We start from the raw sequence: 24,289 nt of genomic DNA on the forward strand, positions 1-24,289 counted from the left end.
TTAATCCTCCGCCCCGAATGCACGCACCGACACATTGCCCTTGGTGGCCATGGCCCAGATCTTCTCCCCAGGATCCATGCGCATGGCGGTGTCCTCCCAGGGCGCGTTCCCATCGACGGTCACGCCTGGGGTGATGCATTTGTCGGGCGTGGCGTTAGGCCCGATCCAGACCCAATACTTGACGTCATCATTGTTCTGGTTGGCCATCCGGATATTCGCCGTGATCGGGGCGGCGCCGGTGTGTTCGTAAATCAGAGTGGTCGCGTTGGGAACAAGCAACGCAGACCCAAAGAATGCGGGCATGACAGGTCCTTAAAATTGAGCGAAGTAATAGAGGTGGGAGCGCTTGGGTGTGGCCAGCTGGATCTGTTCAGCTAGGCCGCTACCGTTGGTGCCCAGCTTCACAACAGTGCGCAGATCCACGATGGTGTTTGCATTGGGCAGGTGTGCGATCGGCACGACGTAATGCTGGGTCGCCACGCTGTCCAGGTAGTCGACCAGGCCGGTACCGAAAACGATCTTCCAGGTGGCCACCACGTCGTTGAGCTGGCGCTCCAGGGCGCAGTCAAGATAAACCGTGGTCGGGAAGGACGGCGGCGCGACAATCACATGTGAGGCGTTTTCAATCCGGATGCCTTCGCCGTAGGCAATACCCGGGGCGACCTGGTAAGCGCCGGCCACCTTCTCCAGGAGCAACGCGGTATCGAAGAACGCCGCTCGGCCGTAAATATCGCGGTTGCTCAGGCGCTCGCGTTGATCGATGCCAACCAGGCGCACCGTGAAATCGTGCTGCCAGGTGCTGGCGTCGACCGTCAGGCCGGTCAGCGCCTGGGCCCCGTCGAAGGCCACCAGGAAGTTGCGTGTAATGTTGTTTCCCGTCTGCAGCGGCGGGATGTTGCGGCGCTTCTGCTGCACCGGCACATACGACACGGCGAACAGCACACCGCCGTCGGACTCCAGGCCGATCCAGTTGTAGTCCCAGTCGCCGACGTCGCTGCCCACCTGGGCGCTGTACACCACCTGGTTGGGATTGACGTAGCCAGCGGCCCAGGACGGAATCGCAGAGCTGTAGACGATCTGGCCTGCAGGCGGCTTCGCGGCCGCCCGATCGACCGCGCCGGCCGTGTCCAGCCCGGGCACATTGGCGAAAATGAAATGGGTGATGTTCAACGGCAGGTTGGCGGCTTGCTTCTGTGCAATCAGCGATTCGCCGGCAAACGTGATACTGGCAGCCATGGGTTGGCTCCTACAGGGTGGCGATCAGTGTTTGCTGATCGTCATTAAAGTCAGCGATGGCCACATGCATGGACACGCGGGTGATGGTCACGAAGTCATAGCGGCGGCAGGTGCGGCCGTACTGCTGGACAATGATTCGTAGCAGCTCGGGGTTCTGCGATAGCTGCGAGTCAGAGAGGCGCAGCAGGATCACGTCCCAGTCCCGATCCGGCATGCGCTCCTCGATCTCGATGTAGCCGACGCCCAGGCGCACCAGGATGCGTTTAAGGCCTGCAGTGCTGCCGGCGTCCACTGCGTTGACGAAGGCGTACTTCACGCGCAGGCGGTACAGGCTCTCGGGTTCGCCGCTGAATCGGGTGATGTCGCGCTGCCAGGCCATCAGGTCCAGCACGGTCAGGTGGCAGGTCTCCGGGTCCAGCTGCAGGAGCGGCCACTGCAGCCAGCCCTCGACGTTTTCCCACCAGGCCTGTGCGCTGGCCTTGAGCTTGGCCAGCTCACCGGCATCGAGCCAAAAAGGCAGTTCGAGCTTAATCACCGAAGGTCACCTGCAGCGTGTGGATACGGGGAATGGTCAGCTCGGACACGATGTCGCTGTTGGTGAAGCGCAACGAGTCGATGCCGGGGAACTGCTGGTGCAGCTCCTCACCCAGGCGGCTGAATGAAAAGCGCGACTGCGGATAGGTCAGGGTTGGCTGATAGTCGCTGTCGGTGCTCTCGCGGAACGCGGCGCGAATGAACAGCTCGACGTTGGCCTTCAAGGTGTCGCGCTCGGCCGCTGTGAGGGTCGATTTAGGCCACAGCGCCATGGCGATATCGTTCTGCGTCTCCGGGATCACCATCACCAGGAGATCGTCGCCGTGGCCATGATTGCCCTCGTCCATGATCTTGCTGTTGATCTGCACCAGGTACGATTGCGCCGGCACATCGGCCTCAAACAGCACGTAGGCATTGGCGGTACCGGGACCACGCGGGGCCCCATGTTCGAAATACACGCCATTGGGCTGCACGCCCTGGAACGCAGAGATCAGCGCCCGGTATACAGCGTCGGTGTGCCACTGGTTCACGGCGCTGAACTGGTTGCGCACGCGCAGGCGCAGCTCGTCGTCGGGCTCGTCGTCTGCGCCTGGTGTTGTCAGCCAGCCTTCCGGGTTGGTGACGGCGATGACGCCGGCGATCGGTGTCGGCAGCACGCCGTAATAACCCGGGGCCAGGTTGTGCCCACTGCCGGCCAGGGCGGCGATCACCGGCACCAGGACCGTGGTCTGTCCGTCAGCGAACTGCGCGGTCGCGCTGGTTAGCAGCTGGTACACATTGCCGTTGATCGGCGTCGACTGCACGACGGTGCCGGCGGGCAGCTGCAGCACGCCCGAGGATCCGGAGCGCGTGAATAGAACAGTGCCGATCGCCTTGCTCTCGCCCTTGCGAGCGATGTTCACGGCCCAGGCCAGCGTGTCGAGCCACTGTTTACCGGCGGTCTTGACGAAAAAGTTGGGCAGCACGGTGTCGCTGAAAAAGGTCAGGATCCACAGCACCGGCTTGGTGACCAGGGCGCTGACCACGCGCCAGAACGGCGAATAGGCCGAGGTGTTGGCCACCGTGGCGCCCTGGGCGGTAACTTCCGCTTCCCAGGCAGCGCGCAGCGCGGCGTCGGTTGTCGGGATACCGGAGTCGGCCAGGGCCTGTTTGAAGTCGATATCGCTCATAGGATCACCTCGACGTCACCGAACTGCAGGGTTTTGGCGGTGATCAGGTACTGGCCGTTGCCCAGGTCTTTCACCCGGGCGGTGCCCGGTACCAGGCGCACGTCGGTTTCCACCAGCAGCTCCAGTTGCTGGCGGTAGTCGCGCTTGATCAGGTTGCTGCGCTCGGCGACAAGGGAGACCAACAGGCCGCTGTCGCGGATCATGTGGCCGATGTCCTGGGCGATGCAGGCCCTATCGACTACTAATTCCGGCTGTCGGCCGAGATCGAGCACCAGGTCGTTGTCGACGATCAGCAGATCCAAGTACTCGCTCATCCGCTCACCGCCATGCCGACCATGTTTTCCAGCTCCAGCGGGGTCATCGGCTTGTCGTTCTTGATAGTCAGGTTTTCCACACGGATGCCTTGTTGCGTCTGGTTGTTGTTGGTGGTGTTCTGGATGGCGCGCAGCAGGCCGCCCGCCGGCACAGCATTAGGGCGCAGCGGCGAAATGCTGGCGGTGTTGGCGGTGATACGCTCGCGGGTCTGGTCGGCCTGCTCGCCCAGGGACGGCACGGCTACCAGTTGCGGGATCTGCGGCGTGGCGACCAGCGGCGCAGAGATACCGGGCAGCTCCGGCGCCTTGGGCATGTCGCCAAACGATGCGTCGATCTGCACGCCCGGGATTTTGTTCAGCATCTCGATCAGGCTGTTGATCGCTGACTTGAAGATGTTGACGATGCCGTCCCACGCGGCGCTGGCCATGCCGGACCAGCCGCCGATCGAGCCGAACCAATCAGAGAGCGCCTGCAGTTTCCCGCTGACCCACTGGAACGCGGCCGTATCCATCAGGGCGCTGGTCCAGTCGTCCCAGTAGTAGACGGCGGCGGCGATAACGGCGATCGCGGCGACGACGCCGGCAATGATCAGCCCGATCGGGTTGGCGTACATGGCAGCGTTCACCAGCCAGATAGCGCCTTGCCAGAGCAACATGGCGCCCCGGACCACACCCATCCAGGTGTACATGGCCACCATGCCGACCACGAACGCGGCGATCATGACCGTGTGGTAGAGGAACATGGCGATCGAGCGGTAACCGGTCCAGGTCAGCACCTTCCAGATCGTGACCATCGACAGCCAGACCATTTTGCTCATACCGACGATCAGGGTCATGGCGGACATTGCAGCGATCAGACCCAGGACGACCAAGGTGGTGATACCCATGACCCGGGTAATGTTGGGGAACATCTGGGACCAACGGGTCAGCGTCGACGCGATGGCCACCAGCTTTTCCATCAGTGGGGTCAGGATCGGGATCAGCGCCTGGCCGAACGATATGCGCAGCGCCTGCACGGCGGCGCCGAATTGCTGCCAAGGATCGACCATTGCCTGGGCCATTTTCTCTGCCGACTCGAGTCCGCGGACTTTGCCCAGCTCCATGATCCCGTTTTTCAACCGGTCGGTGTCCTTGGCCAAGGCGCCGATCACCTGGGCGCCTTCGCCACCGAATGCGGCCAGCAGCTTGGCGTTAGCCGATGCGGTGGTGAGGTCGCCCAATTTGCCCTGCAGCTTGGCCAGCACGTCCATGATGGGCAGCATGTTGCCCTTGGCGTCGGTCAGCTTGACGCCCAGGGTCTTGGCGCCGTTGGCGGCGTTCTCAAAGAAGGCCTTCAAACGGCCGCCGGCATCGCCGCCTTCCATGGTGCTGCTGAGCGTGCCGATCACCGCGAACTGCTCCGCAATGCTCATGCCGGAAGACGTCGCAATCGCTCCGACCTCCTTGAAAGCGTCTTTGAGCTGGGCGCCATCTGTGCGGAACAGCTTCACGACCGTGGCGGTCTGGCCGCCCAGCTGTTCGACCCACTTGTCCTTACCCATGGCGTCGGCGCCGGCCTTGAACACGTTGTACATGGTGCCGACGTACTGGCCCATGGTTTCGGCGTCGGATTTGGTGGCCTTGGCCAGCAGGTTCGACGTGTTGGTGAAGGTGGCCAACTGGTCGCCGGCCAGGCCCTTGATGGCCCCGGAAATGCTGTAGGCGGACTCTACAAACTCGGACGCGCTGGTGGCGTACTGGACAGAGAAAGCCAGGGCCTTCTTGTTCAGTGCGTCCAGGGCGTCCCCGGCGACGTCAAGGGATCGGACCTGGCCCAACGCTCGGTTCATCTCAAGCGCCGGTTCCAGAGACTCGGTGATGCCCTTCGCCGCACCGATCATGCCGCCCAGGCCGAGGCCCATCTGCTTGATGTTGGCTTCACCTGCAGCAGCCAGGTCGGAGAAGGTGGTTTTCACCTTGCCCAACGGCGCGCTGACCTTATCGGTCAGGCTGAGAATGAAAGCCAGGCGGGCGGAGCGATCGGCCATTGAGTGTTATCCGTTCAGTGCGTAAGCGATGCCATTGGCAACGGCGATTTCCATGCGGCGCCAGTGCTCGTCCTCCAGCCACTTGGCTGTGCCCATTGTTTCAATGGTGAGTTCGGTACCGGGGAGCCAGCGGGTGGTGAGTGCCACCAACTGGCCCATGCCGTCTTCGGTTAGGCGATCAGCGTGCTCGAGGACTTTTTTACGATCACGTCAAGGCTTGGCGCGTATTCCTCCAGCAGTGCGCCGGCCAGTTCCATGACGGTGACCGGGTTGACCAGGAACGGTTTCAGGGAGGCGCGCTGGTCCTGCAGCACGGTATTGACCAGCAGGTTGTTGGCCGGCGCGACCTTGTTGGCCTGGGTGGTCGAGTTGAAGTACTTCGTCACGACCTGCGGATCCAGCTTGAAAGTGAACTCCTGGTCGCTGACTTCCAGGGTGATTTCGCGTACGGCGTCATTGGTTGTGGTGGTCATGGTGCTTTCCGTGGTTTGAGGTGATTCAGGGTTGTGCCGGCGTGCGCATGCACACCTGGCGGATGTGGTCCTGCAGGCCGAGGGTCATTTTTCGGCTGAGGGTGAGTTCGTCGCGGAGGGTGAAATAATCCGGTCGAGCGTCTGCAGCGAGTTCGGCGGTTCCTGCATCAGCCACGCGGCCGGCGCCGGTACTGGCGGACACTGCGGGGCGGCTGCAGGTGGCACGGACGAGCAGCCGCTGATTGCCAGCGTCAACGTCACGGTGCAGAGCCGCGTTTTCAGCGCGTTCATGGTTCAGTTCCTCGGTGCGTTTTTGGTCGATCTGGTCGCGGGCGGCGAGCATTTCGCCGGCCAGCACTGCAGCGGCGCGCAGGCCATTCACTTCCTTTGTGGCGGTGTCCAAGTCGCGCTGGGCGGTATCCCGTTGATCAGCGACGTGATCCAGCCAGGTCCAGCCGAGAAGACCGACCACCAGGAGCACCAGGGCGAGTCGTAGCGGGCTGATGGTCATTTCAGGCACAGCTCCATTTCTGCCAAGCGCCGGGCGTGCAGGCCTGGCACAAAAACCTTGCGGCCCTGGGCGTCAGTCACATAGGCCCAGACCGGCGTTTTACCGTCCTGGGCCCAAGCCAGGGCTTTGCAGCCCTCGGCGATGCGGCCGACGTTGATCAGCCCCATCGAGCGGCTGGCGCATGTGTTCGGGTTGCCGACGTTGTGACCATGGCTGGTCAGGGCGTCGAACGTGTTCTGGCCTACGGCCTGGTTGGTGATGCAGTCCGCCAGTTCGAGCTGGCCCTTGCTGATCACCAGGTGCTCGACTTCGGCGCAGCGCGCGTCAGACCAGTAGTCGCCGACAACCACGGGATACGGGCTGGTGTGCTTCGTAATGCCCTTGCACACGCTCGGGAGGCCCCGGGCCAACTTGTCGGCATAGACGACGTTCTGGCCGGTGCCTTCCCATCTGCCCAGGAACGCCGTAAGCGTGCCGCTGCACAGCACCAGGGCGCCGGCTGCGATCTTGGCGCGCAGGTTCATACCTTGCCCTTCCAGTCACGCAGCATCTGCCGGTACTTGGGGACCAGCAGCAGGATCTGCAGCACCATGTAGAAGGCAGTCAGCATGTAGGCGACCGACGACCAGTCAACGGCGCCTGTTGCACCGGTGGCAGCCACGCCAATCGCCGGTGACGCCTTTACCAATGCAATGGCTGTGTCCTGAGCAGCCTGATTCGTGCTCATCAGCGGAATCCTTTTTCGATAAGGGTCTGGCAAGGCACACAACGAGTCATGCCGCCCAGCGCCTGGCGCGCTTGGGGGATCGCCTTGTCGCAGTCCTCGCAATGGGTGAGGCTGGGCCCGGACGGACGCACCTGGGCCAGCGCGGCGGCGATGGCCTGGTCACGCTGACGCTGTTCCAAAGCCTGGGCGCGGTCGAACGGGCAAACCATCAGGTCAGGTCCTCGATCTCGCTGGCCGCCAGGTAAGGCACGTCATCGATCTTGATGAAGTCCGGCGACGTCACGTCGAAAGGCAGCTTCACCGTGGACTTGGTGGCGCCCTTGGGGTCCAGGCTTAGGAGGCTGGACACGCGGAGCTTGCAGCCGAAGGCCTCGTACTTGATTTCTTCCTCGCCGGCCTTGGCGTAGAACACGATGTCGAACGGCTCCAGCTCGCGGAAACTGCCGGCAGTACCTGCCTGTTCGGTGATCAGCTTGAAGTTGGTGATGTCGACCTCAAGTTCACCGGCCGCTGCTACGTCGCCGTCGACGTGACCGTTGGGAACGCCCCGGGTTTGCGCCACGGCGGTGTTGTCGGTGATATCCAGGGTGCAGGCTTCGCAATGGATCTTGGTGTCGCCCAGGGAGATATCAAAATTCTTACCGCCAATCTTTGCTGCCATGGGTTACTCCGTTTCGGACAGCGAAAGGTCCAGCGCCAGGTTGGCGGTGATGTCTTTCGGGCAGTTGAGGGGGCGCAGGGTCAGGTAGGCGACGACTGCGGTTTTGCTGGTCCAGGCCAACGTGATCGAGTCCTTCCCGGGTTGCTCGATCTCGCCAGGGAAGATGTTGGCGCCGACCTTCGTGGACTTGGCCATCTGGCGCAGCGGTGCCATCAGCGCGGTACGGTTCACTTCCATGCTGGCGGACGAGCTGTTCAGGCGGCGATCGCCGATGCGCTGGATCAGCAGCACGCGCACGCGGCGGGCTGCCTTATCGAGCACACGCAGATACTCGATCACGTCGGCGTCGGAACCAGGAGCGACCAGCATGTTGGCGTCGGCCCAGTACATGCCCGGGTAACCGGCATAGGTCTGGGTCACTGACAGCCGGGCGGCATCGAGCACGGCGCTGGTGGCCGATTGCAGAGGTACGTTGTCCTTGTCGACTGGGGTGTCGCCCAGGCCGACCAGCGCACCGGTGGCCACGCGCATCGGGGAGTCGGCAATGCTGACCGCCGCGTTGGCCAGGCGCCCGGCCAGCACGCCCAGGTTGTTGCCGTGCAGCTGCGGGACCGCAATCACGCGATCAGCGACAAGACCGGCCACCAGGTCACGCTGGGCCGTCTGATACTCGGCCCAGGTAGCGGTGGCACTGTCGATGCCGGCGGTGGCCGCGATGATGAACAGGCGCCGGCCATAGGTGTTCTGCACACCTACAGCGGCGGCGTTCATGCTGGCCAGCTCGACAGCAGTGGTCACCGGTTTAGTGATCACCACGGCTTCGACGTCGTAGCCATGTTGCTGGGCATAGGTGAAGGCGTCCGACCAGGCACCATCAGCCGCGATCGGCATGGCCAGGGCGTTCCAGCGATCACCGCCGTTTGCCCGGGCGGCGATGATCTGGGTTTTCAGGTCGCTGGCCGGGATGCCCAGCTGGACGTCAAGATCGCTTTCAGTGTTGAGAGCGATGACCTGGCCAATGTTCTTGGCGCCTGGTCCGATGAACAGGAATAGACGCTCGACCTCGGTGGCGGTGCCTTGGCCGAGGTTCTGGTTATTGACTGAGACTCTGCCGAGTGCCATGGGATGCCTCTATCGCGGGGATGTGATGGTTTGGCGCAGCACCAGGTTGACCAGTTGGCTGGTCTCACTGGCACTCGCGCCCAGGAATTGGCGGGCAGGCAACTGGATGTTCCAGGCCTGCTTACCGGTTGAGGCTTTGTGTTCGGTGTCCAGGACGCGGATCAACAGACCGGCCTTGGTGTATTCCAGGTTTTGCTGAATCCAGGCCACGCTGGGCTTGGAAGGCTTTTTCTTCCCGGGCAAGCGGATCCGGTAGTTGAGCTGGCGCAGGCGCTTGGCCTGCTTTTCCGTGGCGGCGGTACCGGGCGGGACCTTGTTCAGCTCGCGCATCTGGTGCGCGGTGACACGCTCACTGCCGCCGTTGTTCTGTTGCGAGGCGACGTACTGGGTCAGGCGGTTGCGCCAGCCGAGTTCCGCCTCTTGGGCGGTCAGCTTCACGACATCGAGCAGCTTGGCCAGGCCGGTTTCCATCTTCTTCTTGGACTTGGTGGTGTCCTTGCGCGGGGCGAACGACGAACCGTCCAGGTTCTCCTGGTTGCGCACGCGGCCACGGCTCAAGCTGCGCACGCGCTTGCTGACGTTGTTCAGCAGACGCCGGCGTTTCACCGGTGGCAGCTCCATCAGGGCGAGCAGCTCCTCGGCGCCCAGCAGGCCGCGAATGTCGAGGCTGAGCGGACTAGACGCTGTCATGGCGCACTACCTCGCCGCTCTCGGCGACCCACAGTTCAAACGGAACGGCCGACCAGGTCTTGCCGTACACCTCGATTTCGCCTGCAGGATCCTCGGCCAGGTACTGCGGTTCGCAGAACTGCAGGGTCAGGTCGACGTCAGCCAGGTCATCATCGAGCATGTCAATGGCAAAGGTCGGCGCGGCCAGGTCCTCGCGGTCTTCGTCGTTCGCTTCCAGCCAACTGCCCACCAGGGCGATCAGTCGCGCCGGGCTGTCGGCGAAGCGCTCAAACGAGATCGTCGCGGTGTAGTTCAGGTCGCCCATGTACATGCCCTTTTCGTCGGGCTTCCAGATCAGGTCGACCTGAACGTTGTCGGTCCAGCTGTCGAGCTGCTCGGTGGCCACCAGTTGGCGACCGATCAGGTAGGCGGTTAACGCCCGGAGCTTGATCACAGCAGCTTCGCCGTGATGCGGCCGCGACCCTGGATAGCTCGCACGGCTTGCTGACTGAACGCCAGGAAGGTGTCGGAGCGCTCAGGCAGGTCCTTGCCAGTGTTCTCGGCAGAGTCGCGGCGGGTGACGGTTGCGAACTGGGTCAGCAAGCTGGCCTTGGCGCGGCAGTAGACGGCGCGCTTGTACAGGTCGACTTTAAAGGTGCGCTCCGGCAGGACGGTGGTGTCTGCAGACTCAACGCTTGACACTCCAGCGCCCTGCCAGCGCGCTTTACACGTAGCCAGGTCGAGGTTTACCTCGTGCATGGCCATGGTCAGGTCAGCGGCCAGCATGTCGACCAGGTATTCCGCCGGCAGGCGGTACGCCTTCTGGAACTCAGACACGGAGAGGTCGGGCCAAAAGCCGTCGTTCTCTACTGCCTGTTCCACAAAGGTGGTGGGTTTACCTGAAAAGCCGCTCATGCTCGACGCTCAAATAGGGCAGGTGCGGCTTCGGGGCAGACCGGGGTCATAAATGACCTGATCGTTCCGTGGCAGCTCCCTGCAGGGGGTAGTCGGTTATTCGGTGCCGTTGCCGGCGTTGTCTTGGGTAGCGTTCGCCTGCAGTGCTGTATCCAGCTGCATAGCGGTTTCAGCGGTCGGGTCGGTGGCCTGGGCCAGTTGCTTGGCCAGAGCCTTGCGGGCACCTTTCAAGCGGGTCTCGACGCGGATTTCCGGGTAAAGGGCCTCGGCCCGTTCCAGGTGCGTGACGGCCTGGACCCAGTCCTTGCGATCCATGGCCAGGAAACCCAGCATCCGGTGGTAACGCGCCGGGATCCGCTCGAACAGCTTCCATTCGCCGTCAACCCGGGGCAGCAGATCCGACACATACGGTTCCGGGCTACGACCGGCCTTGTGCTCGGCCTCGGCCCACTCGATCACGGCATCAGCCACGAAGGTCGGGACGTCACGGCGGAAGCGCTCAGGCAGCTCCTGGCCCTGGGACATGGCGAAGTCCGCCAGTTCCTGGCCGGCGACAAACTCGCCGGTGTCGAACAGCCAGACCAGGACGTACATCAGCACCTGGTTGGGGAAGTTCAGGCCCGACTCGCGGTAGCGGGTCACGTACTCCTGGTACTTGGGCAGCAGCTCGGAACGCTTGAGCTGCTGACGCTGGTCCAGACTGTTCAACTGGTGCAGGCGATCGAGGTCACCCGCCAACGCCACTTCCATCAGTTTCAGGTGCTTCTGCGCGTTGGCCGGGCTGTTCAAGGCAGCGCCAGGCGAATAGGCAGCGGGCTCGGCACTGGCGGACGCGGCCGCTGAGCCTTGGGCGATCACGCGGCGCTTGTGCGCCAGTGCCAGGCTCACGCGGCCACCACTTCGACGTTTTCGGTCAGGGCGAACTTTTCCAGCTGCTCGATCACGTAACCTTCGTTGCGGCTGTTGAAGTCCTCGACGCGGCTGCGTTTCGGGTTGTCGATGGTCTGCTTGCGCCAGCTGGAGGCCTGGTAGTAGATCGACAGGTTGTCAAAGCTGGTGACCACCACGGCATTAGCCGGGAAGTGCGGGACGCTGAACGCCGGCAGGCCGCCGTAGGTAGCGATGACTTGCTGGCTTTCAATGCGCTCTTTTTCGGTCGGCTTGCCAGCCTGGTTGGCGTACAGCTTGGCCTTGTCAGCCGCCAGCAGGTCGGAACCAATGATTGCGATCAGATCGCCGCCATCACGAACACGCTCGTCAACCATCTGCTTGGTGTCATGCACCAGGCTGTCGAGGTTTTCGTAGTCGCCGTCCGGGCCCATGGTGACCTTGCCAGCGACCTTGCCTTCCTTGAGCACCTGTTGTGGGATCTGCTCCCGGGCGATCTGCAGCCAGCCCTTGTTCACGTCCTGGAGCAACGGATACAGGGTAATGTCTGTTTGCGCGGCGGCTTGGATACCGTGGAAGCCGATCATGATGCGATCCAGCGCGATCTGCTTTTGCACCGCTGCGGAATAACGCACATGGAAGTCGGGGAACTTGGCCCAGGCGTCAATTTTCGCGTAAGCCAGGCTTACGTCGGACTCGGTGGAAAACAGCTCGTAAGTGTCATCGCTGAGGTCCGATGCATCTTTGGCCAGACGATCCGTGGTCTTGGTGTTGGTACGCCCAGTGACCGGCCCAGTAGTGCCCAGGAACACTTTCTGACCCTTGATCTCGTCCACGCCGATGACGTTGATACGCTCAAGGAAATCGGCCTGCGCCGTGATGGCTTCGTTAAGTTCCTGGGCGATCGAGGGTTCAACGCTGAACGTCTTGGAAGCCAGCGTGACGCCGTAGGTCTCGGCCATGGCGGCCTGCATTTCGGCGAACATTTGCGCGCCGTACGCACTCAGTGAATAGGCCATGTCAGAGCACCCGACGCTTTTCAGGGGCCAGAGTGCCGGTAGTACGTGGCACAGCGCGACCGTTAGAGGTATTCAACAGATCGTTGAACTGCTTTTCGATGCGGGCGACGCTGGCCGCCAATGCCTGGTTGCCGGCACTCTGACGGCTCAACTGCTTATCTTCCTCGGCGGTGGAGACAATGCCGTCGACAGCTGCTTGCACGTCGGCAACTGGAGCTTGGTCAACGACCGGTGCGACTTCGGCCGCACCATCAATGATGGTTTGGACGCCGGCCGCTACGACCAGCAATTGGGCAACCAGGCTCTGGAGCGCCTTAGCTGTAGCTTCATCCATTGGGGGTTTGCTCTCGGTAGAGGTATCGGGCGAGTCGGAAGACCCGCCCGCTTGCTGCTCATCTGCAGCGAAGCGTTTGAAGAGTTGGGCGAACATGGCCGCGAACTTGCCCAGCGCCGCTTCAGGCTCGGTTTCACGCAGACGGCCCAGCTCGATCGGGGACGCGAAGAACGCGGCCTTACTGGTTTTGGCGGAGAAGTAGAGTTCTTGAGTGCCCAGGCTGGCGGGCGAGTCAGTGACGGCTAGGCCGGTTAGGTAGGCTTTGCCGGAGTTGGCGAAGTTCGGAGTGATCTCCACGCTGGTAAACAGCTTTTCGCCTTGGTCGTTGAGCCAAAGCAGTTTGTCGTTAGGCTTCAGTTGGGCTTCCAGGGCAACCTGCCCGGGCTCCAGGTCATCGGCCTCTTCAACCAGGCGCAGCGCAAACACCGTTCCGTGCGAGCCATACCAGCGCTCATGCTCCGCCCAGATCACGGCGGTGTACTTCGACAGGGCATAGGTCTCGGCCATGTCGCGCAGCTCCTGGGGCAGGATCTCGCGGCCGTCGACGGTGGGGCCGCTGGTGGCTACGCGCTTCCAATAGGAGACAAGGGAACGGGGCATGTACTGCGCTCAATCGGTGATGTGAGGCCCCAAGATAGGGACGTGGCCACCTCCAAACAAACGGTTAGGTTTTGCCCTTCTCCTATTTTCGATATCTAGGACGAACCCGGATTTTCTCCACACGTTTTCCGCGTTTTCGCCGCATAGACTGCGGCCATGAACTACGCCAAAGAAGTCAAAGAAGCCGCTAAACGCCTTTATTTGCGTCGCTGTTCCGTGAAGGAAATCCAGACGCAACTGAAGCTGCCGCACAAGCGCGTTATCTATTACTGGATCCGTCAGGGACTCTGGGACGAGATGTTGACGGAGGAAGAGCCGCTCACAGCCTGCAGCCGGCGCATCACCCTTCTCCTAGAGAAAACCGACACGCTGACCAAGGGCGAGTTGGACGAGCTGGACCGCTTGATCCCCATGCGCGAGCGCCTGGCGAAGCAATGCGCCAAGCCGTCGCCGGCGCCGACTGATACGCCACCTGCAGGAGATGGCCAACGCGACGAGGGAAAGCGCCGTGACCGTGGCGAGCGGCGCGAGCGCGGGGACCGCAAGAAGGAAAAGAAGAGCAAGAACGACATTGCTGGACTGACCGAAGTCGACTTCCTGGATAAGTTCATCAGCAAGATGTTCGGCTACCAGAAAGAGCTGTTCGCCGCCAAACAGAACCCGCTAACCGCCCGGATCCGGAACATCCTCAAGTCGCGCCAGGTGGGCCTGACCTACTACTTTGCCGGCGAAGCCTTCATGGATGCCGTGCTGACCGGCGATAACCAGGTGTTCCTATCGGCGAGCCGCGCCCAGTCCGAGATCTTCCGCAGCTACATTATTTCGTTTGCCATGGAGTGGTTCGGCCTGGAGCTGACCGGTAACCCGATCGTGCTCAGTAAAGACGGCCAGCCTTGGGCCGAACTGCGTTTCCTGAGCACCAACAGCAGCACCGCCCAGGGTCACCATGGCCACGTCTACATCGACGAATATTTCTGGATCCGCGACTTCGAGAAGCTGAACACCGTGGCGTCGGCGATGGCCACCCACAAGAAGTGGCGCAAGACCTACTTTTCCACGCCCAGCGCGGTCACGCACCAGGCCTATCCGTTCTGGACCGGCGAGACGTTCCGCAACAGCAAGCGCAAGAAAGCCCGCGATCCTTGGCCAGGTGCTGCCCAGTACACCGGTGGCGCGCTCTGTCCGGACGGCCAATGGCGCAAGGTCATCACAATCCTGGATGCCATTGCCGGCGGCTGCGAGCTGTTCGACCTCGAGCAGCTGCAGCTGGAGTACGACGACGACAAGTTCCAGCAGCTGTTCATGTGCAAATTCATCGACAGTACGCAGAGCGCCTTTTCCCTGGGCGATCTGGAGCGCTGCTATTCCGATCTGTCGCTGTGGACCGACTACGATCCCGACGACCCGCGCCCTTACGGCAACAGCCCGGTCTGGATCGGCTACGACCCAAGCCGTACCCGCGACGATGCCACCTGCGTCGTTATTGCGCCGCCACTCGAACCCGGGGCGAAGTTCCGGATTCTGGAGAAGCACAGCTGGCGCGGGACGTCGTTCACGCACCAGGCAGCCCAGGTCAAAAAGCTGGTGGAACGCTTCAACGTGCAGCACATCGGCATCGACACCACGGGCATCGGCTACGGGGTGTTCGACCTGGTGCGCGACTTCTACCCGCGTGCGACTGCCATCCACTACAGCCTGGAAGCCAAGAACGCCCTTGTGCTCAAAGCCCAGGACACCATCACCGGCCGCCGGCTGGAGTGGGACGCCGGCTGGAACGACATTGCCCAGGCCTTCCTGACGATCAAGCGCGGCACCACCAGCAGCGGCCAGATCACCTACAGCGCCTCGCGCACCGAGGCCACCGGCCACGCGGACGTTGCCTGGGCAATCATGCACGCCCTGGCCAACGAACCCTTGAACATCAACAAGCAGCGGCGCAGCCGCTACGTCACCAGCGGACCAGGTACCCATGCCCAAACGTCACCAAAAGCAGGCAACCACGCCGGCGCACGCGCCCAAGGGGCCAATGCGTTCATTCACGTTCGGCGCGCCCGAGGCCGTGCTGACCGAAAACATCGGGCAGTACCTGGGCGTGTTCGCCAGCCACGACGCGCAGATCTATACGCCACCGGTGTCGCGCCCCGGGTTGGCCAAGCTGCTTAAGGCGAATGCGCACCACGGCGCGATCCCGCCGTTCAAGCGCAACCTGATTCTGCGTGAGTTCATTCCGTCTGCAGGCTTCTCGATGCAGACCATGAGCCGGGCAGCCCTGGACTATGTAGTGTTCGGCGAGACCTACCTGCTGCGCAAACGTAATGCGTTTGGCCAGGTTCTCGAGCTGCAGCACCTGCCCGCGATCAACATGCGCGTGAAGCTGGACGGCGGTTTCCGGATGCTACTGCGCGACGGCAAGTACGAGGACTTCGACCAGGACGAGATCGAGCACATCTACAACTACGACGTGGAACAGGAGATCTACGGCGTGCCCGACTACCTGGGCGGCCTGCAGGCGCTACTGCTGAACGAAGCCGCCACGCTGTTCCGCCGGCGCTACTACAGCAACGGCGCTCACGTTGGTTACATCTTCTATTCCAACGACCCGAACATGAGCCAGGAGGACGAAGACCACTTGCAGGCACAGATCGCCGACGCAAAGGGCGTGGGCAACTTCCGCTCGATGTTCGTCAACATTCCGGGCGGCAGTGAGAAAGCGATTCAGATCATCCCGGTCGGTGACTTCCAGGCCAAGGACGAGCTGGAGAAGGTCAAGAACATCACCCGCAACGATGTGATTGCAGCCTGGCGAATGAACCCCGCCCTGGCCGGGATCATCCCGGAGAACGTCGCCGGCTTTGGCGACATCGTGAAGATTGACCAGGTGTACACCAACAACGAGATCCGGCCGATCTGCCAGCTGTTCAACCAGGTTAATGACACCCTACGACCTGACAGGCATATCAACTGGATAGAGCCGCCGAAACAAGTTGAAACAACTGTATAAACATACAACTGCAAGATTTTCACCTAAAAAACATGGCAAAATGATGCCACAACGAAACGCCTTGGGAGGGAGCTATGCGGATCTACTGCACGACATGCGGAAGCAAAGGAAGAATCAGTTCGCGGGAAGAACTGACCAAGGCGTTCGTGAAACTATATTGCCAGTGCCTGGACGCAAAATGCGGCCATACCTGGGTCGCAAACCTCACGTTCTCGCACACGCTCAGACCATCGGCGCAGCAACTGGACGTGTTGCTGTTCGATCGCCTGCGAGATCTGCCGCCGGCTCAACAGCGCGAACTGTTCGACCAGTTGGGGAAACAAGCCGTCGCATAACATCGCAACCCTTCCGAAGCGCCCTCCCTACCCGCCAGTCTCTGCCCTCTACTCTATCGTAAGCCCCCCGCCGTCATGCCTGCACCGCAGGCATACAAGCCGCCCGCACTACCCCACCTGACGTACACCGGATATGGCGCGGCGGAACCCGCGCAGCGGCCGGTAGTCCGACAACCTCGCCCCAAGAAATTTCAGCAGTGACACCGCGCCCGCCCGCGCTCGCCGCCAGACGACGCAACGCAACGCCCAGGCGCGCCCGATTACCGCTTTTGGGGCCGATGGACCCCGGCACCGCGTGCAGGAGTGCCAGCATTGGGTGCAGGGCGCCGCCCTGCCGCAGGTGCGGGCGCGCAGCCCGCGATCCTCTGGAGAATTGAGCGAAGCGAGCTGAGCCCTTGGGCGAAGGCATCATTGGTACACAACACACAGGACTGTCAGTACACACCGAAAGTCTCTTTTATTACCCGAAGGGGTTACTGAGTGGGACTTAAAATTCCATTTAATTCAAATGCTTCCTGGACGTCCGGGCGCGCCGCCGGCGTCGACGCATAAACACGCCGAATAGTGGGCGCACATGTGGCGATTTGCCTGTACGACAGCTGAACAGATGAAGGGAAATATGGATTTCTTGACGGCCAGCCATGAGCTGACCTCGCAGGGGATGCGATTATTTCGAGGGAGGTGTTTTGCCGTTTTTAGCCAGGACGCTGGCCATGAGCTGGTCGGGCGTCATAGGGCCTCTGTCAGGCTCTCTGGGCGGCTCTGGGTGCCCGTGCCTGCCTTCATGAACATTGACGGATTGTAACTGGCTGTGGGCTGTCTCCCGCCGTTGGCTACGCTCCCAATTGGCTCGAGACTCCTGCCGGCGCAACTCTTCTAACGAAGCCCGCTCCTGCCGCGCAACGCGCATGTCGCCGATCTGGCGCAGTTCACGTTCACGCTTCTTGATCGCAGCCTTCTTCGCTCGATGCCAAAGCCACCGCACGCCAAGGTCCGCGAAGAACTTCTCAGTGAACCTTACCAGGACACGGGTGCGCACCAGATTGAGTCCCGCCTCGTCCTTTTCCTCCAGCCTGACCCGCTCCGTGCGCAGATACACGTAGTCAGCCAATTGCATGCTGTGGAGGAGTCGATTGAACGACGAGGGGGACATGCCGCAGTCCTCTGCGATGTTGCACTGCGTGTTCAAAAAGTACTGGCCACGTTCTACGTCGAGCCAGCCCAGCACGCCCGTGGCCAGATCCATGCGTAGCAGCATTTGTTCGGATGACCTGGCAAGCGCCGCAAATTTTTCGGACCTGGTGCGCCGGCCTCCGTGAATGGTGTCCAGCTCTCGCAAGTACTTACCGCGCAACTCGCCGATCTGGCTCAAGCGATGGTAGGCCATGCGCAGCAGCGGATTCTTGCGCTGATCAGCGCTTAGGGAGCGTTTGTCGCGGTACCGATCCGGGCGGATCGGCGCATATAAGCCGGCATGCGGCTTTTTCTTGTCGACAGCAGTAGGCCGACCCTTTGCGGGGCCGGCCTTGCGATTATTTCGCGGCGGGATGTCCTTATCCAGGGAAGTCACTTGCGCTAGTTCACCTGGTGCAAAACGGGTCTTTCCGCTCGGTCGAGCACATCCTCGGCACGCGATCGCAGTTCACTGCAGCGCGCCTCTACCGACCGAAGGCGGTCGACGAAATCGGGTAGCTGCTGCAGGTCATCAATGTCGATGCGACCGTCAGCCAGGATCTCGCTTCCCAGGGCAACGGTATTGCCCAGGCGCGCAACCAATGAGCCGAACACGCCCACAGGGTTAGCATCGCCCTGCAGCGCCCGGGCGCCGGTGAGTCCGTGCCGGCTGGCCAGCTCGTTGACGCAACGTTCATGGAAATCATCGGTAAGCGCGTCAACCCACGCCTCCTCGATCCAGCACGGCAGATCCACTTCCCCGCTGAGCCAACGGCACACACGGCGCAACCAGGCGCCGGAGGCTTTGAGAAATGCCGCGGTATTGTTGGTGCCGGCCAACTTATCGAAATCGGGCACGTCCTTGCTGACTGCCTTTTCCGGAATCTGCTGGTGCAGGTTCTTACTGAGCGCCTGGGCGAAGTCGTCCTGGCTGAACCCTGTTCGGGCGATCATCTCGGCGGCATGAGCGACCAGGACCTGGTCGCGGGAGATGGTGGGTTGTCTTGGGCTGGACGTGTTCATACCAGCGTACCGCACTTAGCCTGCACGTCAGTGCTCGGCTTGTGATGCGGGAATGGTCTCAATTCCTGCGCTGAATAACTGCCGTCCTCATGCACCGTGACGATGATATTTCGACCGGATCGCACAGCTTTATGGACAGCTGCTGGGGTAATGCCAAATGCCTCAGCAACCGTTGCCTGACCGATCTTTGCGACCAGATCGGGCAATTGGATTTGATTCATGACAGGTCGTCTCTGACTGGATTCAGAAATGTTAACCGCAAGTAATCTTATCTGCAAGCAAAACGATACCGCAGGTATCGTAACCGTAAGTTACGACAACCCCGCAGGTAAGCCTAAAAAGTTAACCTCCGGTTTATCATTCGTCCCCATGACCAAGAAAAATCCCCTCGATCCAGTGCTACTCGCTGAGTGCCAAGCGGCCAACGAGCTGTACCTCTCCAAAAAAAATGAGCTGAAACTCAATAAGCGAAAAATTGCAGATGCACTCGGCGTCAGCCCCGCTGCTGTGGCGCATTACCTGAGCGGCGTGAATGCACTGAACGTGAATTTCGCTTCCGCGCTCGCGAAACTGCTGGGCGAGCCAGTCGAGAAATTCAGCCCGCGATTGGCTGCGGTGATTGCAGATCTCTCGGCAACAACCGATAACTCAAACGTGAGGCCAATGCCTCAGCCTCACAGGGAGGCAAGGGAGTACCCATTAATAAGTTGGGTTGATGCGGGTCGTGGGGTTCAATCATCTGCCAGTTACCCGACCGGGATTGCAGATGTATGGCTTAGCTCTACCGAAAATGCGGGGCCTAAAGGTTACTGGTTGGAGGTTAAGGGTACGTCCATGACATCCCACTCCACCCCGACCTTCCCGGAAGGGACACCGATTCTGATTCGTCCCGAAGGCTTCGACCTGGTCAGTGGAAAGTTCTACGTCGCTTACAACGCGGAAACTGAAGAAACCACTTTCAAACAATATGTTTTAGACACAGGGGTCGCCTACTTGGTACCGCTGAACCCCAGCTACCAACCTGTGGTGCTGGATGAAAGCTGGGAAATCATCGGCCGGGCGATTGATGCAAAAATTACCGGTATGTAGCGCCGCCGTGAGCCAGCTCCATATAATTGACCAGGTAACTTTTTTAGAAATCTTTTGATTTGGGCTAGGCAAGCGATTTCGGCCTATCATGCGTCACCAACCCTGGTGGCGCACTATGAACCACGATATGCCCCTGCCCTATCTTAAAATTCTTGATCACAGCGATACATACATTCCACGTTTCGCGGGCTACCGCGTCCCCAGAGTCAACGACATTGCCTTCTTCGTCGATGATCGCCAGCCGTGCAGGCCGGCCGTCAGCAGTCGTGATCTTATAGCCGCTGGTCACATTGGCAGCGATACGACCGTTTTCGAGTGTTCCCGTCTTCGGAATACCAATCATGCCTTTGCCCCTTGTTCTGCGACTGCATCTGTATGTTTATTTATGATCAACGCAATGGTATTGGCGTGTAGCGAGCGATTGTCCTGGGCCGTGTTAATTGCGCACCAGTTCTCGGACTCAATCGCGTTGTCCATGTCAGCGTTTGCGCTTCTGTAACCAACTATGCTTGAGTTAAGAAGCCGCGAATCTTGTTCTGAAATAGTGATGGTGATTGTCATAGTCGCTTCTCCTTAAGCCGTAACATAGCCAGCTGTAGTTTTTCTAAGTTCGCCGAGATCGAGCGCTGCCCGGAATAGCTTCATCGCTCTTCGATTCCCCACCTTTGCAGCTGCTGTGAAGTCTCGTAGAGATATTGGCGTACCCGGTGCTGTTGCCCGTGTGATGCCAAGTAAGGTCTGCATGAGCGCACCATCAGGTGATCCGAACAGATCTTGTTGCTCGCCTGGTGCTGGTATCGCTTGGACTGTTATTGGCTCAACAACAGCTGTTGCTGTTGCCAGCACTTTGGCTTCCGCAGAGGTGGCCGTGAGCAACGGGCGTTCGGAAATCGCACCCATCCGAATTGCGGAGCCAATGAGGGCTGGTACCGCCTCAAGAGCGACAGCGAAACCAGCACATAACACTATGGCCAGCCACTCTGATAACCCTGCTGAGGTTAGAGGCCTTGACCGGAGCTCTGTCAGCTCGACAGATGCCCTATCGAGCCTTTGCAGCACCTGTTCGCGTTGGCCAGCAATGCGCGACAGTGCGGTTGCTTCCAGCTCCTGAGCTTTGCTTACGATGCCACGCTCGCGCAATTGTCGCGCCTGGTCACCGATCGAGCGAGTTTCATTATCAAGCGCTTCTAGCTGGCGAACTCCATCCACCCTGACAGCTTGCAAATCGACAACTCGCTGGTCACTGACAGCCTGGTGACGCGCCTGGCCCGAGACGATCGAAGTCAGCAATCTGTCATAAGTGGCCCAGGCAGAAACTGTGCCGAGGATCAGAGCCGAAACGATCATCATCACGGCGTAGGCACGTTTGCCTCCGGCCAGCATGCCCAATGCAATTGGCCAGGCCAAATACTTATATAAATCCAGGAGCACAGCAGCAGCAGCAAAAACAACCGCCAGTAACGGGTCACTGATCAATGCTGACATAGTCATGCCAACCGATAACGCAGTAACGCTAGATAGTGATAATGCAATGACGAGCAATACCGAACGCGAACGCTGGTTAATGATGTCCTTAGACATAGCTCACTCCTTGAGAATTTTGCTTGATCAGGGCGGCGTCGCCCACGGAGTAGGTGCCCTCAACGTCAAAGACCACTACAACTTCGCTCCTCACCGACAGCTGCTGTCGCAACTGTTCGATCTCGCCCTGCAGTAGAGCCAGCGATGTGCGTCCAGCCTGTAGTCCCATCCAGTAGGGCAACGCCATGGCGATGATCTGACACGCTGCCATTCCGCCCAGAATTACGAGGTACTGAGAGGTATTCATAAATACCCCTTAAACGGCGCCGTGATAGTTGGCGACGAGTTCCTGCACACAACCGGTAAGCAACTCAAGCGCCTGCTTTTGGTCACTTGGCAAGAGGAGTGGCAGCGTCAACCCCATGCCGCTCATTTCAAATCGAAAAATCACTCGTCCTTGACGAGTGGCAGGAGAAAGCGAAAGCCCCAAATCGTCGACACCGGACGCCGCTAGGGAATAGACACCTCGTCGCCGGCAGATCGCGTTCCACAGAATCGATTCCATCGTATTCATAAGGCAATGGGGGGCCTCCGGTGCATCTCCGTTCGCTAATTCTTCAAGGAACGAGGCAACCCGAGAAGCAGCGTGAGTGCTCTGAGGGATGGTCAGGGAGTTGTTAGTTCCACGCATCTGAACACGCACTGAAACGTCGGCACCGCATTGTTCAATGTCGAGGTTTACGATTAGCCAATTCTTTGGGCCTTGGCCCTCGGTATGGTCGGTGCCAAGGTGATGCACAAAAAGACCATTTCTGGCGATCTGCCCGGCCAGCGTCTGCCGGGCTTCTGATGAGAGGGTGAAAACCTGCATTGTTAACCTCCACGATTGTAACTGCAGCGCGTTGCGCTGAGCTGGTACGCGTAGATTAACCGCAGGTAACGCATTTTTTCAATACCGCAGGTATCTAAATTAACCTCTAGTCAACACGATCAAATGTGAGACAGGTGCTGGTTTGTCCAGGTGAGCCTAGCTAATCCGCCTTCGAGACGAACGACCCTCACACTTTCGTCGATGTCCAACTGATCCAAGAAAGTTTCCCAATCATCCTCACTTTCGTCCGACAGGCGCACTATAACGGTCTGTCGCCTGAGCTGAGCATCTGAGCTATTAATCTGCTTGTGAATGCGGCGCATCAGCTCTTGGTACGAAGTGAAGACCTGGTGAGTAATACCGACGGGGGGGACGTGCAGCATGAGGGCTCCTTGCCATCACTGTATGAACATACAGTATATTCATATTACTTATGGCCGCAAGCCATCATCACCAGTCTTCACTGGCCACCCACTCACCAGATTTACGGTTGATCTGCATAAGCCGGTGCTGCCCTGTGCGGGAGAGCAATTGCACGTCGATGAATTTGTGTTTGCGGTCCTCGTCCCCCATCCCGCGCATATAGACGACGATGCGCTCGAAGGTATCCATAACCAACTGACGCACCTTTTCCCGGGCGCCGTAATCTCCTGCCGCGACCAGGGCGGCCAGTTCGGCCCACTGCTCAGCCTGTGCTGGCTTGCCAGATCCGGCGGTTGCCGCCAGCTCGTGCTCGATTGCTGCCACTTTCTTTTCAGCCTCGATCTGCTGTGCTTCTAACTCGCGAGCTTTGCGCACAAATGAGATAGGTGCCGGCCCGTCATCATCTGCGAGCAGTGCATCGGTCACCCTAACCAGCTGCTCCGTGATTTTCTGCACAGCTGCTCGGGCTGCTACCAGTTGCTTGCGAAGACCTTGCCCGTCGTCACCAACCTGCATCAACCGCTGCAGGTTGAGCTGATCAGAGCAGAAGTTGAGAAGCGCTTTTTCAATCGGTACCACGCTGCAGGAACCGCCAGATCCACAGCCTTCATTCCGGCTATACGACACGCAATGCAGGCGCCGATGGCCATCTGCGAGGGTCCCGTCTGCCCGGGCACGGCTCATGTAGTTCTGCCCAACGACGGCGGTACCGCAGTACCCGCAATAGGTAAGACCGATCCCAGTGATAATCCCTGGGATTTCTCCCTTCATGCGCCGGCGCAAACGTTGGCCGCCCATGTGCTGCAGTTCGGCCCACTCAGTTTCCGACAGTAGACGCGGGTAGTAGTCCTCGAGGACATACTCTTCACCATTGACGCTCAAACTTTTGGCCCCTCGCAGGGCCTGGAGCTTGATCAGCCTGTAAATCTGCAGAGCGGTGATCCCTACATCGCTGTAGCTCAAACCTTCGTCGTGCAGGATGCGAACCGCTCGAGCAGCACCCATTCCCTGCAAGTACAGCTCAAGGGCACGGCGCACGGTATTAACCCGCTCGGGGATTAATTCCCAACCGGTGCCCGTCCATCTAAGCCATAGTGGGTCTTTGCCGTTGCGGATCTGGCCTCGATAGGTGCCGGCCTGCCAGGCTTCACACAACCGACGGATAGAGGCCTTCACTCGCTTACTCTTCGTGTCTGACTCTTCATGGGCCCGGATCATGACCAAGAGCGAATAGACCAGGTCCATCGGCTGTGCCTTCAAACCAGCCCGGTTGTACTCCCTGCCATCGCTGGCGGTTACAACGGTAATGCCGGCATTGATAATCTGTGCGAGTTGCGCCTGCGCTTGGATGGGTTCAGCACGGCTCAATCGGTCGAGGCCTTCCACGACCAGGACTGAGCCGGAAGCGATACGGCCGTCCTCAATCGCTCGAAGGAAGACACCCAAGGCGCCCTGAGTTACATGCCGCTGGTGATAAGCCGACAGTCCCTCGTCGCGCATAGAGAGAGATTCGTCGAGAACCAGGTCTTTTTCAGCAGCCCATTTTTGAGCGTACTGCAACTGACGATCGGCGCTGCCACCGGTGCCCTGGCGGGGGTCTGAAAAGCGTAAATAGCTGTATACTCGCGCGCCGTTTTTAGTCATTAAAAAATAG

General features: G+C 60.2%; 33 protein-coding genes and 1 pseudogene. 4 read left to right on the top strand and 30 right to left on the bottom strand.

Annotated features, from left to right (window positions below):
• The 20 genes and pseudogenes from M2401_RS30780 to M2401_RS30875 all read right to left on the bottom strand — a co-directional run bounded on the left by M2401_RS30780 (window position 1) and on the right by M2401_RS30875 (window position 13,199).
• Window positions 1-303 (bottom strand): hypothetical protein, encoded by a 303-nt coding sequence (locus M2401_RS30780; RefSeq protein WP_259109771.1) that lies wholly within the window; start codon window positions 301-303, stop codon window positions 1-3.
• A 102-nt stretch (window positions 304-405) separates the two neighbouring features.
• Window positions 406-1,236: pseudogene (locus tag M2401_RS30785) on the bottom strand (phage tail protein); the annotation flags it as partial.
• A gap of 10 nt (window positions 1,237-1,246) precedes the next feature.
• On the bottom strand, window positions 1,247-1,771 hold the full coding sequence (locus M2401_RS30790) for a phage tail protein (protein WP_259109773.1): 525 nt from the start codon (window positions 1,769-1,771) through the stop codon (window positions 1,247-1,249).
• Window positions 1,764-2,939 (bottom strand): baseplate J/gp47 family protein, encoded by a 1,176-nt coding sequence (locus M2401_RS30795; protein ID WP_259109775.1) that lies wholly within the window; start codon window positions 2,937-2,939, stop codon window positions 1,764-1,766. Before M2401_RS30795 ends, M2401_RS30790 begins: the two co-directional genes overlap by 8 nt.
• Window positions 2,936-3,253: a DUF2590 family protein gene (locus tag M2401_RS30800; protein ID WP_259109777.1), complete on the bottom strand. Its 318-nt coding sequence runs from the start codon at window positions 3,251-3,253 to the stop codon at window positions 2,936-2,938. Before M2401_RS30800 ends, M2401_RS30795 begins: the two co-directional genes overlap by 4 nt.
• Complete coding sequence (locus M2401_RS30805; protein ID WP_259109779.1) at window positions 3,250-5,280, bottom strand: phage tail tape measure protein; 2,031 nt, start codon at window positions 5,278-5,280, stop codon at window positions 3,250-3,252. Before M2401_RS30805 ends, M2401_RS30800 begins: the two co-directional genes overlap by 4 nt.
• Before the next feature lie 6 nt (window positions 5,281-5,286).
• Window positions 5,287-5,430, bottom strand: coding sequence for a DUF6890 family protein (locus M2401_RS30810; RefSeq protein ID WP_409034012.1), 144 nt, complete (start codon window positions 5,428-5,430; stop codon window positions 5,287-5,289).
• Between the two features lie 20 nt (window positions 5,431-5,450).
• Entirely contained in the window at window positions 5,451-5,753 is a 303-nt protein-coding gene (locus M2401_RS30815) for a putative phage tail assembly chaperone (protein WP_259109781.1), read from the bottom strand.
• 25 nt (window positions 5,754-5,778) lie between these two features.
• Window positions 5,779-6,264, bottom strand: a complete 486-nt coding sequence (locus tag M2401_RS30820; protein ID WP_259109783.1) for a lysis protein — start codon at window positions 6,262-6,264, stop codon at window positions 5,779-5,781.
• Entirely contained in the window at window positions 6,261-6,788 is a 528-nt protein-coding gene (locus M2401_RS30825) for a lysozyme (RefSeq protein ID WP_259109785.1), read from the bottom strand. The genes M2401_RS30820 and M2401_RS30825 overlap by 4 nt, the downstream gene beginning before the upstream one ends.
• Window positions 6,785-6,991, bottom strand: a complete 207-nt coding sequence (locus M2401_RS30830; protein ID WP_259109787.1) for a hypothetical protein — start codon at window positions 6,989-6,991, stop codon at window positions 6,785-6,787. Before M2401_RS30830 ends, M2401_RS30825 begins: the two co-directional genes overlap by 4 nt.
• The gene (locus tag M2401_RS30835) at window positions 6,991-7,200 is read right to left on the bottom strand and encodes a TraR/DksA family transcriptional regulator (RefSeq protein WP_259109788.1); all 210 of its coding nucleotides are present in this window, start codon (window positions 7,198-7,200) and stop codon (window positions 6,991-6,993) included. Before M2401_RS30835 ends, M2401_RS30830 begins: the two co-directional genes overlap by 1 nt.
• Entirely contained in the window at window positions 7,200-7,652 is a 453-nt protein-coding gene (locus M2401_RS30840) for a DUF2597 family protein (protein ID WP_259109790.1), read from the bottom strand. The genes M2401_RS30835 and M2401_RS30840 overlap by 1 nt, the downstream gene beginning before the upstream one ends.
• A gap of 3 nt (window positions 7,653-7,655) precedes the next feature.
• Window positions 7,656-8,774: a DUF2586 domain-containing protein gene (locus M2401_RS30845; RefSeq protein WP_259109791.1), complete on the bottom strand. Its 1,119-nt coding sequence runs from the start codon at window positions 8,772-8,774 to the stop codon at window positions 7,656-7,658.
• Between the two features lie 9 nt (window positions 8,775-8,783).
• Window positions 8,784-9,464, bottom strand: a complete 681-nt coding sequence (locus M2401_RS30850) for a phage virion morphogenesis protein (RefSeq protein WP_259109793.1) — start codon at window positions 9,462-9,464, stop codon at window positions 8,784-8,786.
• Entirely contained in the window at window positions 9,451-9,897 is a 447-nt protein-coding gene (locus M2401_RS30855; RefSeq protein WP_259109794.1) for a phage tail protein, read from the bottom strand. The genes M2401_RS30850 and M2401_RS30855 overlap by 14 nt, the downstream gene beginning before the upstream one ends.
• The gene (locus tag M2401_RS30860; RefSeq protein WP_259109796.1) at window positions 9,894-10,358 is read right to left on the bottom strand and encodes a head completion/stabilization protein; all 465 of its coding nucleotides are present in this window, start codon (window positions 10,356-10,358) and stop codon (window positions 9,894-9,896) included. Before M2401_RS30860 ends, M2401_RS30855 begins: the two co-directional genes overlap by 4 nt.
• Window positions 10,359-10,454: 96 nt before the next feature.
• A complete protein-coding gene (gene gpM, locus M2401_RS30865) occupies window positions 10,455-11,246 on the bottom strand; it encodes a phage terminase small subunit (RefSeq protein WP_259109798.1) in 792 nt (263 codons plus the stop codon).
• Window positions 11,243-12,265: a phage major capsid protein, P2 family gene (locus tag M2401_RS30870; RefSeq protein WP_259109801.1), complete on the bottom strand. Its 1,023-nt coding sequence runs from the start codon at window positions 12,263-12,265 to the stop codon at window positions 11,243-11,245. The genes gpM and M2401_RS30870 overlap by 4 nt, the downstream gene beginning before the upstream one ends.
• Before the next feature lies 1 nt (window position 12,266).
• Window positions 12,267-13,199, bottom strand: coding sequence for a GPO family capsid scaffolding protein (locus M2401_RS30875; RefSeq protein WP_259109804.1), 933 nt, complete (start codon window positions 13,197-13,199; stop codon window positions 12,267-12,269).
• Between the two features lie 156 nt (window positions 13,200-13,355).
• On the opposite strand from M2401_RS30875, the gene M2401_RS30880 reads away from it, so the two are divergent.
• The 3 genes from M2401_RS30880 (at window position 13,356) to M2401_RS30890 (ending at window position 16,535) form a co-directional block, all read left to right on the top strand.
• Window positions 13,356-15,362, top strand: coding sequence for a terminase large subunit domain-containing protein (locus M2401_RS30880; RefSeq protein WP_259109806.1), 2,007 nt, complete (start codon window positions 13,356-13,358; stop codon window positions 15,360-15,362).
• The gene (locus tag M2401_RS30885) at window positions 15,259-16,200 is read left to right on the top strand and encodes a phage portal protein (RefSeq protein ID WP_259109954.1); all 942 of its coding nucleotides are present in this window, start codon (window positions 15,259-15,261) and stop codon (window positions 16,198-16,200) included. The genes M2401_RS30880 and M2401_RS30885 overlap by 104 nt, the downstream gene beginning before the upstream one ends.
• A 74-nt stretch (window positions 16,201-16,274) precedes the next feature.
• The gene (locus tag M2401_RS30890) at window positions 16,275-16,535 is read left to right on the top strand and encodes an ogr/Delta-like zinc finger family protein (RefSeq protein WP_259109809.1); all 261 of its coding nucleotides are present in this window, start codon (window positions 16,275-16,277) and stop codon (window positions 16,533-16,535) included.
• A 667-nt stretch (window positions 16,536-17,202) separates the two neighbouring features.
• Here the strand turns inward: M2401_RS30890 and M2401_RS30895 are convergent.
• From M2401_RS30895 to M2401_RS30905, 3 genes are read right to left on the bottom strand one after another with little or no spacing between them, the layout of a single operon-like run.
• The gene (locus M2401_RS30895) at window positions 17,203-18,105 is read right to left on the bottom strand and encodes a hypothetical protein (protein ID WP_259109812.1); all 903 of its coding nucleotides are present in this window, start codon (window positions 18,103-18,105) and stop codon (window positions 17,203-17,205) included.
• A gap of 5 nt (window positions 18,106-18,110) precedes the next feature.
• A complete protein-coding gene (locus M2401_RS30900) occupies window positions 18,111-18,731 on the bottom strand; it encodes a hypothetical protein (RefSeq protein WP_259109814.1) in 621 nt (206 codons plus the stop codon).
• The gene (locus tag M2401_RS30905) at window positions 18,728-18,952 is read right to left on the bottom strand and encodes a Cro/CI family transcriptional regulator (RefSeq protein WP_259109817.1); all 225 of its coding nucleotides are present in this window, start codon (window positions 18,950-18,952) and stop codon (window positions 18,728-18,730) included. The genes M2401_RS30900 and M2401_RS30905 overlap by 4 nt, the downstream gene beginning before the upstream one ends.
• A gap of 28 nt (window positions 18,953-18,980) precedes the next feature.
• On the opposite strand from M2401_RS30905, the gene M2401_RS30910 reads away from it, so the two are divergent.
• Window positions 18,981-19,820 carry a S24 family peptidase gene (locus M2401_RS30910; protein WP_259109819.1) on the top strand — a complete coding sequence of 280 codons (840 nt, stop codon included), beginning with the start codon at window positions 18,981-18,983 and terminating at the stop codon, window positions 19,818-19,820.
• A 64-nt stretch (window positions 19,821-19,884) separates the two neighbouring features.
• Here the strand turns inward: M2401_RS30910 and M2401_RS30915 are convergent, their stop codons facing one another.
• From M2401_RS30915 to M2401_RS30945, 7 genes are all read right to left on the bottom strand, one after another.
• Window positions 19,885-20,163 (bottom strand): hypothetical protein, encoded by a 279-nt coding sequence (locus tag M2401_RS30915; RefSeq protein ID WP_259109822.1) that lies wholly within the window; start codon window positions 20,161-20,163, stop codon window positions 19,885-19,887.
• The gene (locus tag M2401_RS30920) at window positions 20,160-20,381 is read right to left on the bottom strand and encodes a hypothetical protein (RefSeq protein WP_259109824.1); all 222 of its coding nucleotides are present in this window, start codon (window positions 20,379-20,381) and stop codon (window positions 20,160-20,162) included. The genes M2401_RS30915 and M2401_RS30920 overlap by 4 nt, the downstream gene beginning before the upstream one ends.
• A 12-nt stretch (window positions 20,382-20,393) precedes the next feature.
• Entirely contained in the window at window positions 20,394-21,401 is a 1,008-nt protein-coding gene (locus M2401_RS30925) for a hypothetical protein (RefSeq protein WP_259109827.1), read from the bottom strand.
• Window positions 21,394-21,648, bottom strand: a complete 255-nt coding sequence (locus M2401_RS30930; protein WP_259109828.1) for a hypothetical protein — start codon at window positions 21,646-21,648, stop codon at window positions 21,394-21,396. The genes M2401_RS30925 and M2401_RS30930 overlap by 8 nt, the downstream gene beginning before the upstream one ends.
• A 9-nt stretch (window positions 21,649-21,657) precedes the next feature.
• Window positions 21,658-22,212, bottom strand: coding sequence for a hypothetical protein (locus M2401_RS30935; protein ID WP_259109830.1), 555 nt, complete (start codon window positions 22,210-22,212; stop codon window positions 21,658-21,660).
• 119 nt (window positions 22,213-22,331) lie between these two features.
• Entirely contained in the window at window positions 22,332-22,595 is a 264-nt protein-coding gene (locus tag M2401_RS30940) for a DUF1654 domain-containing protein (RefSeq protein WP_259109832.1), read from the bottom strand.
• Between the two features lie 67 nt (window positions 22,596-22,662).
• Window positions 22,663-24,279 carry a recombinase family protein gene (locus tag M2401_RS30945; protein ID WP_259109957.1) on the bottom strand — a complete coding sequence of 539 codons (1,617 nt, stop codon included), beginning with the start codon at window positions 24,277-24,279 and terminating at the stop codon, window positions 22,663-22,665.
• Window positions 24,280-24,289 lie beyond the last annotated feature (10 nt).

Source organism: Pseudomonas sp. JUb42 (assembly GCF_024807945.1).
Taxonomy (GTDB): Bacteria; Pseudomonadota; Gammaproteobacteria; order Pseudomonadales; family Pseudomonadaceae; genus Aquipseudomonas.